4 protein-coding genes are annotated in these 13,850 nt (G+C 66.4%); all 4 read left to right on the top strand.

Annotated features, from left to right (window positions below; translation table 11 throughout):
• The coding region (locus tag VFZ66_06485) for an acyltransferase domain-containing protein (GenBank protein ID HEX6288819.1) at window positions 1-1,480 on the top strand (1,480 nt) is incomplete at its 5' end.
• A gap of 34 nt (window positions 1,481-1,514) precedes the next feature.
• Window positions 1,515-4,850 (top strand): amino acid adenylation domain-containing protein, encoded by a 3,336-nt coding sequence (locus VFZ66_06480; protein HEX6288818.1) that lies wholly within the window; start codon window positions 1,515-1,517, stop codon window positions 4,848-4,850.
• 8 nt (window positions 4,851-4,858) lie between these two features.
• Window positions 4,859-8,461 (top strand): amino acid adenylation domain-containing protein, encoded by a 3,603-nt coding sequence (locus tag VFZ66_06475; GenBank protein HEX6288817.1) that lies wholly within the window; start codon window positions 4,859-4,861, stop codon window positions 8,459-8,461.
• A 33-nt stretch (window positions 8,462-8,494) separates the two neighbouring features.
• Entirely contained in the window at window positions 8,495-13,843 is a 5,349-nt protein-coding gene (locus VFZ66_06470) for an amino acid adenylation domain-containing protein (GenBank protein ID HEX6288816.1), read from the top strand.
• Window positions 13,844-13,850 lie beyond the last annotated feature (7 nt).

Raw genomic sequence — 13,850 nt, 5'->3', positions numbered from 1 at the left:
CGACCGTCCCATAGCCTGGATGTTTCCTGGGCAGGGCGCGCAATATGTCAACATGGGCGCTGAACTGTACCGCCATGAGCCAACGTTCCGCAGAGCGTTCGATCGCTGCTGCGATCTGCTGCGGCCACACCTGCAAGGAGCGCCGACCCAAGACCTGCGCAGCGTGGTGTATCCTGCGGCGACGCAGCCAGAGACGGCGGCGCAGCAGCTTCAGCAGACGGCGCTCGCGCAGCCCGCGCTCTTTGCGGTCGAGTATGCGCTGGCGCGGCTCTGGCAGGAGTGGGGCGTCCAGCCACAGGCGATGATCGGGCACAGCGTCGGCGAGTATGTCGCGGCCTGTCTGGCGGGCGTGCTTTCGCTTGAGGACGCGCTGATGCTCGTGGCGGCACGCGGGCGGCTGATGCAGGCGTTGCCCGCAGGCGCGATGCTCAGCGTGCCGCTTGCCGAGCGCGCGCTCGCGCCGCTGCTTGGGCCGGGCCTGGAGATCGCTGGTGTGAATAGCCCGACGCAGTGTGTCGTGTCGGGCACCCACGCGGCGATCACCGCGCTCCAGGCGCAGCTCAGCGGCCAGGGCGTTAAGAGCCGACTCCTGCACACCTCGCATGCGTTTCACTCGGCGGTCATGGAGCCGATCCTTGACGATTTCGCCGCCATCGTCCGCACGGTAGACCTCAAGCCGCCGACGATCCCCTATATCTCAAGCGCGACCGGCACCTGGATCACGGCGGCGGAGGCGACCAGCCCGCGCTACTGGGCCGACCAGCTACGCAAGCCCGTGCGCTTCGCCGACGGCATCGCTACGCTGGCGCGAGAGCCTGCGCTGATCTTTGTCGAGGTCGGGCCGGGCGTCACGCTGAGTAGCCTGGTCCGCAAGCAGGTCGATCCGCACGGACAGCAGCTTGTGGTCGCAGCCATGCGCCATCCCGACGACCGGCAGGCGGATCTGCCGGTGCTGCTGGCCGCGCTGGGCCAGCTCTGGCTGGCGGGCGCAGCGGTCGACGGCGCGGGCCTGTACGCCCACCAGTCGCGGCGGCGCGTCCCGCTGCCGACGTATCCCTTCGAGCGTGAAACCTGCTGGATCGGCGGGGCGGCCCGGCAGCAGGCCGAAATGATCCAGCCTCGATCGGCACCTACCGAGGCGGCTGCCGCCATGACGGCGCATCCACGCCCGCAGCGGCTACGGCCCTACATCGCGCCGAGCAATCCGCTTGAGCAGCACATCGCCGCGATCTGGCAGGACCTGATCGGCATCGAGCAGGTGGGCAGCAACGATCATTTCTTCGAGCTCGGCGGCAACTCGCTCGTGGCGAGCCTGCTGGTTGCCCGGCTCCGCGAAACCTTTCCGGTTGAGGTCCCACTCCGTCATATCTTCGACTACGCGACCGTCGCCGAGCTTGCAGCGGCGATCGAGTCGCTGTTGATCGAGAAGCTGACCGCCATCCCTGACGACCAGATTCCGAGCCTCAGCCCTTCCGCCTGACGGTGAAGAGCGCTACGATCTCCGGAGTTGTACCATGATCGATCGAGATCACCTTGCCCAACAACGCGCAAAGCTATCATCGGCCAAGCAGGCGTTGCTCGAACAATGGACCCGTCGGCACGGGGCGCTGCCCACGACCACGATTCCACGACGCCCGCCGGACGAGCCGCCGCCGCTCTCGTTTGCGCAAGAGCGCCTGTGGTTTCTGGACCAGCTCGCGCCCGGCGCCACAGCCTATAACCTGCCGCTGATGCTGCGTCTGGCGGGTCAGCTCGATAGCGCGGCCTTGCAGCAGAGCGTTCATCTGCTGATGCAGCGCCACGAGACGCTGCGCGCAGCTTTTCCCACGGTCGATGGCCTGCCCGTCCAGGTCATCGCGCCGACGCAGCAGATCGCGGTGCCGGTGATCGACCTCAGCGCGCTGCCTGCCGCCGAGCAGCCCGACGCCCTGACGCGGCTCGTCGCCGCCGAGGTCGATCGTCCATTCGAGCTGGCGCGCGGCCCGCTGCTGCGGCTGACGCTCTTTCGCTTCGCGGAGCGGGAGCACCGGCTGCTGCTGGTGATGCACCATATCATCGGCGATGGCTGGTCGCTGCGGGTGTATATCAGCGATCTGCTGGATCTGTACCGCGCCTGTGTCAGCCGGAGCGACGCGCCCCTGGCGGAACTGCCGATCCAGTACGCCGACTTCGCGGCCTGGCAGCGCCAGCGACTCCAGGGCAGCTACCTGGAACAGCAGCTTAGCTACTGGAAGGAGCAGCTCGCCGGAGCGCCGACCATGCTGGAGTTGCCCACCGATCGGCCACGTCCGGCGGTTCAAACCTATGAGGCGGCATGGCACTATCTGCAACTTCCCCAGCCGTTGATGGATGGCCTCGCCGCGCTGAGCCAGCAGCAGGGCACCACCATGTACATGACCCTGCTGGCAGCGTTCGCAACCGTGCTGTATCGCTATACGGGCCAGCACGACATCCTGGTCGGCACGCCCGTCGCCAACCGCAACTGGATTGAAACCGAGGGCGTGATCGGCTGTTTCGTCAACACGCTGGTGCTGCGCACCGATCTGGCGGGCAATCCCACCTTCCGCGAGCTGCTGGGCCGCGTCCGCGAGACGGCGCTGAGCACCTTCGCGCACATGGACACGCCCTTTGAAAAGGTCGTCGAGGCCGTCCAGCCGGATCGGAACATGAGCCACACGCCGCTGTTCCAGGTGCTATTCAGCCTTCAGAACGTGCCGCCGCCGACCAAGGATGGCGCGGATCTGGCGGTGAGTCTGGCGCGGATCGAGCGATCCACAACGCAGTTCGACCTGACCGTTGACATTTCGGACGCGCAGTGCCGCTTCGGCTACAATCTGAGCCTGTTCGACGGCGCGACGATCGCCCGCATGGCCGCCCACTTTGAAACGATGCTGGCCGGAATTGTGGCGAATCCCGACGCGCGGCTTGCGGATCTGCCGCTGCTCAGCGCCGCCGAGCGCCAGCAGATCCTCGTGGCGCGCAACGCGACCCGACGTGCGTATCCGCAGGATCGCTGCGTGCATCAGCTCATCGAGGCGCAGGCCGCGCGCACGCCCGATGCGGTCGCGGTGATCGACGGCGATACCCGGCTGACCTACGCGCAGCTCAACCGGCGCGCGAATCAACTGGCCCATCACCTGCACGCGCTGGGCGTCAGCCGACGGTTCCACGACCCGCTGCTGGTCGGCGTGTGTCTCGATCGCTCGCCCGATCTGCTCGTCGCGCTGCTGGCGGTGCTCAAGGCGGGCGGCGCGTACGTGCCCCTCGATCCGATGTATCCCCAGGAGCGGCTCGCGTACATGCTCAGCGATGCGGGCGTGGCAGCGGTCCTCACGAAGCAGCGCCATGTCGCCGCGCTGTCGCCGGTCGCGCCGAGCGTCTGCCTCGACGCCGACTGGACAGCGATCGAGCGGCAGCCGGATGCCCCGCCGCGCTCGGCGGTCGTGCCCGCCGATCTGGCGTATGTAATCTACACCTCAGGCTCGACCGGACAGCCCAAGGGCGTGATGATCGCGCATCAGGCATTGACCAACCTGTTGTGCGCCATGCGTGAGCAGCCCGGCTTCTGCGAGACGAACACCCTGATCGCCGTCACGACGGTCGGCTTCGACATCGCCGGATTGGAGCTGTACCTGCCGCTGATCGCCGGTGGCTCGCTGATGCTGCTCAGCCGCGAGGCCGCCGCCGACGGCGCTCAGCTTGCTGCGGCCCTGTCGCGCTTCCCGGCTCCGGTGATGCAGGCGACGCCGGTCACGTGGCGGCTGCTGCTGGAGTCGGGCTGGACCGGCAACCGATCGCTGAAGGCGCTCTGCGGCGGCGAGGCATTGCCGCGCGATCTGGCGAATCTGCTCGCCGATCGAGTCGCCGCGCTCTGGAATATGTACGGCCCCACCGAGACGACGATATGGTCCACCGCCGGGCAGATCGAGCCTGGCGAGCGACCGGTCGCGCTGGGCCAGCCGATCGCGAACACGCAGCTCTACATCCTCGATCGATCTGGGCAGCCGGTGCCGACTGGCGTGTGGGGCGAGCTGCATATCGGCGGCGATGGCGTGGCGCGTGGCTACTATGGCCGTCCGGCGCTGACCGCCGAGCGCTTCGTGCCCGATCCGTTCAGTGGCGTCCACGGCGGGCGGCTGTACCGCACGGGCGATCTGGTGCGCTATCGCGGCGACGGCACGATCGAGTTTCAGGGCCGGCTCGACCAGCAGGTGAAGCTGCGCGGCTTTCGGATCGAGCTGGGCGAGATTGAGCATGCGCTGTGCGCGCATCCGGCGATTCGTGAGGCAGCCGTGATCGTGCGCGGCGACGAGTCCGGCGAGCAGCGGCTGGTCGCCTATGTGGTCGCGGCCAGCGCGCAGGCCATCGCCGACGACGAGCTGCGATCGTTCGTGCAGCAGACGCTCCCGGCGTATATGATCCCCGCCGCGTTTGTTGCGCTGCCGACGCTGCCGCGCACGCCCAACGGCAAGCTCGACCGGCGGGCGCTCGCCGCCGATACGACGCCGGTGCTGGGCCAGACCCGCGCCTACGTCGCGCCCACCACGCCCGACGAGGAGCTGCTCGCCGAGATCTGGTCTGGAGTCCTGCGGCGGAGTCCGATCGGCATCCACGATAACTTCTTTGCGCTGGGCGGACATTCCTTGCTCGCGACCCAGCTCATCGCCCGGATTCAGAGCGCGTTTCACGTCGAGCTTCATCTGAGCAGCGTGTTTGAAGCGCCGACGATCGCAGAGATGGCCTATATCATCGAGGATCGGCTGCTGGAAGCACTGGCGGCTCTTTCCGACGACGAAGTGCAGCAGTTGATGGCGGCGGCGGTCACGCCTGCTGCGTATCCCAGTGTATGAGGTGCCCGGTGGCGAACTCCGACCAACACGCAATTCGACGATCGCAGCTTTCGCCGGAGCGGCGGGCGCTGCTGGAGCAGTGGAAGCGCGGCGGCATGCCGAGCGCGTCCGTCCCGACCATTCCACGGCGCGCGGATGCCGGTCCGGCACGGGTGTCGTTCGCGCAGCAGCGGTTTTGGTTTCTCGACCAGCTTGAGCCGGGAAATACGGCCTATAACGTGCCGCTCCATCTGCGGCTCACCGGTCGGCTCGACCTGACGGCGCTCGAACAGGCGCTCACTGCCGTGATCGAGCGGCACGCGGCGCTGCGCACGACGTTTGATGTGATTGACGGCGAGCTGCGGCAAATCGTCTTGCCAGCGGCGCGGCAAACGCTGCCGATCATCGACGTGCAGCACCTGGCGGGCGAGGAGCGCATCGCCGAGGCGCAACGACTGGCGATCGAAGCGCTGCGACAACCGTTTGATGTTGCCCGCGACCTGCCGCTGCGCGCCAGCCTGATCCGTCTGGCCGCCGACGATCATGTACTGCTGCTGACGACCCATCATATGGTGTTCGACGGCTCCCACGCGATCTTTTACCGCGATCTGGCGGCCCTGTATAACGCCGCGACGACGGGCGCTGTGCCGCATCTGCCGCAGATCCCGATCGCCTACACCGACTTTGCCGAGTGGCAGCGCGACTGGTTGCAGGGCGACGTGCTGGATCAGCAGCTTGCCTACTGGAAAGCACGTCTGGCCGGAGAGCTGCCGGTCTTACAGCTTCCCACCGACCGGCCACGCCCGCCGGTGCAGAGCTTTCGCGGCGCGAAGCAGCGCATCATCTTTCCCGCAGCGCTCGGCCCCGCGCTCAAGGCGCTGAGCCAGCAGGAGGGCGTGACGCTGTTTATGACCGGGCTGGCCGGATTTTTGATCCTGCTGCATCGCTCCTCAGGCCAGGAGCGGCTGCTGGTTGGCACGCCGGTCGCGCATCGCCACCATGCCGAGATCGAGTATCTGGTCGGCAGCCTGGTCAACACGCTGGTGCTGAGCGTCGATATGCCGGGCAATCCCTCGTTTCGCGAGCTGCTGCGGCTGGTACGTGAGACGGTTGTGGGCGCGCACGCGCATCAAGATCTGCCCTTCGAGATGTTGGTCGATGCGCTTCAGCCGCCGCGCAATATGAGCCACAACCCGATCTACCAGGTAATGTTCGGGCTTCAGCACGCTCCCGTGGGCACGCTGGCGTTTACCGGACTCCATGCCAGCACCCTTGAGGTGGACAGCGGCACCTCGCGGCTGGATCTGCTGCTGCATTTGTGGGACAACGGCGATCGGCTGTCCGCGATGATGGAGTACAACACGGATCTGTTTGACGCCGCGACGATCGCCAGGATGTTGCAGCAGCTTGAGACGATCCTCATGGCGGTCGCGGCTGATCCCGATCTGCGCCTGTGCCAAACGCCGCTGCTGACTGACGACGAGCGGCACCGGATGCTCGCCGTGTGGAACGATACGCAGCGGGCGTACGAGCAGGAATGCTGTATCCATCACCTGTTCGAGCGGCAGGTGCTGCGCCAGCCCGACGCTCCGGCGGCGATCTTTGGCGACACGCAGCTCAGCTACCACGAGCTGAATCGGCAGGCGAATCAAATCGCCCACCAGTTGATCGCGCTTGGCGCTGGCCGGGGCGCGCTGGTCGCGATCGTGATGGAGCGCTCGCTGGAGATGATTCCGGCGCTCCTGGGCGTGCTCAAAGCGGGCGCAGCCTATGTGCCGCTTGAGGTTTCGTTTCCCAGAGCGCGCGTCCAATGGATTCTCTCGACGCTCGGCGTGCGCTGTATCCTGTCTCAGTCGGCCTACGTGCCCACCGTCGCGGCGATGCTGCACCCGGAGGGTACCGGGCTGCCCGCGCTTGAGCATGTCGTGCTGCTCGACACGACCGAGCGACCGCCGCTCGACGCGGCCACGACCGTCCGCGTCTGGTCGCGGGCGGATCTGCGCGACCGCCCGGCCGACAACCCGGCGGCAGCGGTGAGCGCCGACGACCTGGCCTATATGATCTTCACGTCCGGCTCCACGGGCACGCCAAAAGGCGTGATGGTCCGCCACCAGCCGGTGATCAACCTGATCGAGTGGGTCAACCGCACCTTCACGATCGCTCCCACGGATCGGGTGCTCTTTATCACCTCGGTCTGCTTCGATCTTTCGGTGTACGATGTGTTTGGGCTGCTCGCCGCAGGTGGCTCGATCCGCATCGCCTCCGATCAAGAGCTGCGCGATCCCGATCGGCTGGTGCAGATTCTCTGCGCCGAGCCGATCACCTTCTGGGACTCGGCTCCCGCCGCGCTTCAGCAGCTCACGCCCTTGTTTCCCAGGACGCCGATCGCGCCGGACGAGCATCACCTGCGGCTGGTGTTTCTCAGCGGCGACTGGATTCCGGTATCGCTGCCGGATCTGGTCCGCGCCACGTTTGTCGGTGCCACCGTGATCAGCCTGGGCGGCGCGACCGAGGCGACGGTGTGGTCGAACTACTACCCGATCGGCGTGGTCGAGCGCCAGTGGCTCAGTATTCCCTACGGCAGGCCGATTCAAAATGCCCGCTACTATATTCTTGACCGCCATCTCAATCCCTGTCCAATCGGGATTCCCGGCGAGCTGCACATCGGCGGCGAGTGCCTGGCGCTGGGCTATGCCAACGAGCCGATCCTCACCGCCACCAAGTTCATCCCCGACCCGTGGAGCGCCACGCCGGGCGGTCGGCTCTACCGCACGGGCGATCAGGCGCGCTTCTGGGCCGACGGCACGATCGAGTTCCTGGGCCGCATCGACCAGCAGGTCAAGATTCGCGGCTTTCGGATCGAACTGGGCGAGATCGAAACGGTGCTGCGCGAGCATCCCGCCGTCCGCGAGGCGATCGTGGTCGCGCACGACGATCAGGCCGCTGGCGCTCCCTGGGCGAAGCGGCTTGTGGCGTATGTGCTGGCGGACGAGCCGCCATCGACGAGCCACGAGCCGCCCTGGATGGTCTGCGGCTCGCCGCTGGACCTGGATCTGCCGCAGGCAGCGGAGCAGCCGGACGATCGACGCGCGGCGCTCGATCCGCGAGCGCTGCGCAGCTTCGTCCACGAGCGTCTGCCGGAGTACATGATGCCCTCGGCGTTTGTCGTGCTGGACAGCCTGCCGGTGACGGCTAACGGCAAAGTCGACCGCAAGGCCCTGCCGGTGCCGGAGCACACGCGGGACGAGCTTGATCAGCCGCATGTCGCGCCCCGCACGCCGGTCGAGCGCGCGCTGGCCGATGCCTGGAGCCGCATTCTGCGCGTCGAGCAGATCGGCGTCTATGATAACTTCTTCTTGCTGGGCGGGCACTCCCTCAGCGCCACCCAGGTCACGTCGTTTGTGCGCGAAACCTATCATGTCGATATTGCACTGCGCACGCTGTTTGAAGAGCCGACAATCGCGCATCTGGCCTGCCTGATCGATCAGGCGGAAACTGCACCGCTCGCCGCTCCCGACGAGCACATTCAACCGATCCCCATAGCCGAGAAAAGCCTGGAGGACCTGTTGGCCGAGATCGAAGACCTTTCCGACGACGAAGCGCTGGATCTTCTTGGGCAGCCGGGGCTGTAGCTGAGCGTCGAACTATATACGGAGGCATCCCAGATGGAGAATCTATCGAAGCGGTTGGCTGCCCTGTCGCCCCAAAAGCGGGCGCTGCTGGTACGGGCGCTTGAGGCAAAGGGCGTCGAATTCGGCTCGTTTCCGCTGTCCTATGGTCAGCAGCGCCTCTGGTTTCTTGACCAGCTTGAGCCTGGAACGAGCGCCTACACGATCTATGCCTCGTTTCGGCTCGTCGGCCAGCTCAACACGTCCGTGCTGGAGCGCAGCCTGAATCAAATCGTGCAGCGCCACGCCGCGCTGCGCACCACCTTTCCGACGATCGATGGACAGCCGATCCAGGTGATCGTGCCGTCGCTCAAGCTGGACCTGCCCTGCACCGATCTGCGGCACCTGCCCCCGGACGAGCGCGAGGCCGAGGTCAAGCGGCTGGTGCTTGAGCTGACACAGGAGCCGTTCGACCTGGCAGACGGCCCGCTGATCCGCGCTAACCTGTTTCGGCTGGATGCTGCCGAGCATGGGATGCTGCTGACGATGCATCATATCGTCTCGGATCTGTGGTCGATGGGCGTCTTCTTGCGCGAGATGGCGACATTCTACACGGCCCTGGTCGACGACCAGCCGCCGCTGGGCCCGGTGGGCACCCCGCTGCCAATCCAGTACGCCGACTTTGCTGCCTGGCAGCGCCAATGGTTGCAGGGCGAGGTGCTCGATCAGCAGCTTGCCTACTGGAAGCAGCAGCTTGCGGATGCTCCGCCGATGCTGGACCTGCCCCTCGATCACCCGCGACCGGAGGTACAGTCGCTTCAGGGCGCGCGCCAGGCCGTGGTGTTCGGCAAGGCGCTCAGCGGCGAGATCGCCGAGCTGAGCCAGCGCGAAGGCGCGACGCTGTTCATGACGCTGCTGGCGGCCTTCAACATCCTGCTCTCCCGCTACACCCGGCAGGACGATATTGTCGTCGGGCTGCCGATCGCCAACCGCAACCGCGCCGAGATCGAAGGGCTGATTGGCTACTTCCTGAACACGCTGGCGCTGCGTACCAGGCTGGAAGGCAACCCGACCTTCCGCGAGCTGCTGCGCCAGGTGCGCGCCACGGCGCTGGACGCCTACGCCCACCAGGATCTTCCGTTCGAGATGCTGGTCGATGAGCTGAACCTTGAGCGCGACCTGACGCGCACACCGCTCTTTCAAGTGCTGTTTGTGTTCCAGAACGCGCCCATGACGCCGCTTGAGCTGCCGGGCCTGAGCGTTCGTCCGCTCGGCGTTGAAACGCCCTGGTCGCACTTCGACCTGAGCCTGTGGATGTCCGAGGGCCGCGACGGATTGAACGCATCGATCGCCTACAACACCGATCTGTTCGAGGCGTCGACGATCGCGCGCATGGCCGAGCATTTCCGCATCCTGGTCGAGGGCATCGTTCGCAATCCCGATCAGCGGATTCTCGATCTACCGCTGCTGACGCCGGACGAGCGCCAGCAGCTCGCCGCGTGGAACCAGACCGAGGTCGCCCATCCGCTGGACCGCTGCTTCCATGAGCTGTTTGAGGCGCAGGTCGAGCGCACGCCCGACGCGCCTGCCGTCGTCGACGAGCGCCAGCAGCTCACCTACCGGCAGTTGAATCAGCGGGCCAATCGTGTCGCGCGCCTGCTGGTCGATCGCGGTGTCGGGCCGGATGTGGTGGTCGGGCTGCTTGGCGAGCGCGGCGTCGATCTGCTGACGATGATCCTGGCGGTGTTCAAGGCGGGCGGTGCGTATCTGCCGCTCGATCCGCACCATCCAGTCCAGCGTCACGTCCAGATCATGGCGCAGAGCCGCAGCCCGCTGGTGCTGGTCGCGGCGGCGCATCGCGCGGAGCTTGCCGCTGCCCTGAGCGGCGCGCACGGCTACGCGCCAGCCGTCGCTGAGATCGAGCAACTCCTGGCGCAGGAGGCCGACGAGATCAACCTCGCGGCCCGGTCGCAGCCGCGCCACCTCGCGTACGTAATCTTCACCTCCGGCTCGACCGGCACGCCCAAAGGGGCGATGATCGAGCAGCGCGGGATGCTCAATCATCTGCACGCCAAGGTCGCGACGCTCCAGCTAACGCCTGCCGACTGTGTGGCGCAAACCGCATCGCAGTGCTTCGACATCTCGGTGTGGCAATTCCTGGCGGCGCTGCTGGTCGGCGGCCAGGTGCGGATCTTCCCCGATGAGGTCGCCTTCGATCCCCGGCGGCTGCTTGAGCGCGTGACCCAGGATCGCGTGACGATTTTGGAGACGGTGCCGTCGCTGATGCGGATCATGCTCGAAGGGATCGCGCAGGCGACCGATCGACCGGCTCTCTCTGCGCTGCGCTGGCTGATCCCGACTGGCGAGGCGCTCCCGCCGGAGCTGTGCGCAACCTGGCTGAACCTGTATCCGACGATTCCGCTGCTGAACGCCTACGGTCCCACGGAGTGCTCCGACGACGTGACGCACTACCGCATCGACCGACCGCTGCCTGCCGACACGCTGCACGTGCCGATCGGGCGTCCGATCGCGAACATGCGGCTCTATGTGCTGGATGCCCGCATGCAGCCAGCGCCGGTGGGCGTGCCCGGCGAGCTGTACGTCGGCGGCGTGGGCGTGGGGCGGGGCTATCTCAACGATGAGCGCCGAACCAGCGAGTCGTTCATCCCCGATCGGTTCTCGCGCGAGCCGGGCAGCACGCTGTATCGCACGGGCGATCTGGCCCGCTATCTGCCGGACGGCAACATCGTCTTTCTGGGTCGTCTCGATCAGCAGGTCAAGATCCGGGGCTACCGCATCGAGCTTGGTGAGATCGAGACGGTGCTGGGGCAGCATCCGGCGGTGCAGGAGGTCGTCGTTGTCGATCGCGAGGATCGGCCAGGCGACACGGCGCTGGTCGCGTATATCGTCCCCGATCCCGACTACCAGAGCGAGGGCGACGGCAGCGCCAGCGTCGCCAGCGAGCGGCAGGCGCAGCAGGTATCGAGCTGGCAGACGATCTACGACGATGCGTACAGCCAGGACGCGCCCTACGCCGACCCGACCTTTAACACTAGTAGCTGGAACAGCAGCTACACAGGCCAGCCGGTTCCCGAAGCCGAGATGCGCGAGTATGTCCAGCACACGGTCGGGCATATCCTGGCGCGACAGCCGCAGCGCGTGCTGGAGATCGGCTGCGGCATGGGCCTGCTCCTGTTCCGCCTGGCTCCCCACTGCCGCGCGTACTGGGGCACCGACATCTCAACGGTCGCGCTGTGCTATATCGAGCAGCAGGTGGCCGCGCGCGCCGCTGCGTTCCCGCCGCTTGAACTGCGCCAGCAGGAGGCCGCCGATTTCAGCGGCATCGAAGACGGCCAGTTCGATATGGTCGTCCTCAACTCGATCGTGCAGCTCTTCCCGAATATGGACTATCTGGTGCGGGTGATCGAAGGAGCCGCCAGGGCGGTCGCGCCCGGCGGCGCGATCTTCATCGGCGATGTGCGGAGCTTGCCGCTGCTGGAAGCGTTCCACACCTCGGTTCAGGTCGATCGGGCAGACGCGGCGCTGACAAAGGCCGATCTGCGCCAGCTTGTGCAGCGCGGCCTATCCCGCGATAAAGACATGGTGATCGAGCCGGCCTTTTTCCTGGCGCTCAAGCAGCGCCTGCCGCAGATCGGCGCGGTGCAGATCCAGCTCAAGCGCGGTCGCTTCCACAACGAGTTTACACGCTATCGCTACGATGTGATGCTGTATGTCGGCGCGGTTGAGCAGCCGCCCGCAGACTACATCTGGCTGGACTGGAGCATGCCCGGCCTGACGATGCAGAGCATCCGCGAGCGGCTGGTCGCGACCACGCCGGAGACGCTGGCGATTCGCAACGTCCCGAATAGCCGGATCGCGCGCGATCTCACGGCTCGGTCGTGGCTCAACAGCGATGACGGCCCCGAAACGATCGGCGAGCTGCGCGACACATTGGCCGCTCCGCAGGGCGTCGATCCCGAAGATCTGTGGTCGCTGTGCGACGAGCTGCCGTACACGGCTGCGATCACCTGGGGCGGCGCGGACGGCACCTACGATGTGGTCTTCCGGCGGCAGGCCACGGGCCACGCCGAGGCCGCCTGGGTCACGCCGATCCTGCCGGATCAGACCGTGCCGGTCAAGCCCTGGCGGAGCTATGCCAATAATCCCATGCAGGCGCTGTTCATGCAGGATGTCGTGCCGCATCTCCGCAGCCTGCTTAAGGAGCGGCTGCCGGAGTACATGGTGCCGAGCGCGTTCGTGCCGCTGGAGCGCCTGCCGCTCACGCGAAACGGCAAGCTCGACCGCCGGGCGCTGCCAGCGCCTCATCAGCGCCGCGATGAGATCGAGGGCACGTTTGTGCCGCCGCGCGACACGCTGGAAGAGCAACTGGTGAGGATCTGGGAGAGCATCCTCGACGTCAGGCCGATCGGCGTCCACGATAACTTCTTCGACATCGGCGGCCACTCGATCTTAGCGGTGCGGCTGGTTGCCCAGATCCAGCAGCAGTTCGGTCAGAGCCTCCCGCTCACGACGCTGTTCCAGGGCGCGACGATCGAGCATCTTGCCCAGGTGCTGCGCGAGGCCGCCACGCCCGCGCCGTGGACGCCGCTGGTCGGCATTCAGACCAGGGGGACCCGCCGACCGTTCTACTGTGTCCACGCGGGCGGCGGCAGCGTGCTGGCCTACTACAAGCTCGCGAAGTTTTTAGGCGAAGACCAGCCGTTCTACGGCCTGCAATCGGTCGGGATCGACGGCGATCAGGAGCCGCTCACGACGATCGAGGAGATGGCGACGCGCTACATCGCGGCGATTCGGGAGTTCCAGCCGGAGGGGCCGTATCTGCTGGGCGGCTGGTGTACCGGCGGGCGCATCGCCTACGAGATGGCACGTCAGCTTGAGGCGCAGGGACAGCAGATCGCGCTGCTGGCACTCTTAGACTCGGGGCCGCTCGACATCGCGCCGGAGGGCCTGGAGCAGGAGCAGGATTTCGATCTGCTGATGACGATGTCGCGGTCGCTGCAAGCGCGCGCGGCCACGCTGACGAACATGGGACCGGAAGAAAAGCTCAACCGCCTGATCGAAGAGGCGCAGCAGCAGGGCTCGAAGATCGGCATGGACCAGATCCGCGCGCTGCTGAAGGTCACGCGTGCCAACATCATCGCGGATCGCAGCTTTATCGCGCAGCCCTACGGCGGGCGGATCGTGCTGCTGCGCGCCGAAGACCATCCCGAAGAAGAAACGCTCGATCTGGACTGGGGCGTTCTAGCTGCGGGTGGTGTCGAGCTGATCATGGTGCCGGGCGATCATCTCAGCATCATCGAGGATCAGGAGCATGCCCGCGTGCTTGCCGAGCAGCTTGGGAATTGTCTGAGCAAGCTCAACGAGGAGCTAGCCACGCTCGCGTAACGGCCCG

This window comes from Herpetosiphonaceae bacterium (assembly GCA_036374795.1).
Classification (GTDB): Bacteria; Chloroflexota; Chloroflexia; order Chloroflexales; family Kallotenuaceae; genus LB3-1.
The sequence above is the reverse complement of the archived record's forward strand: the minus strand, read 5'-3'. Positions and strand labels throughout refer to the sequence as shown.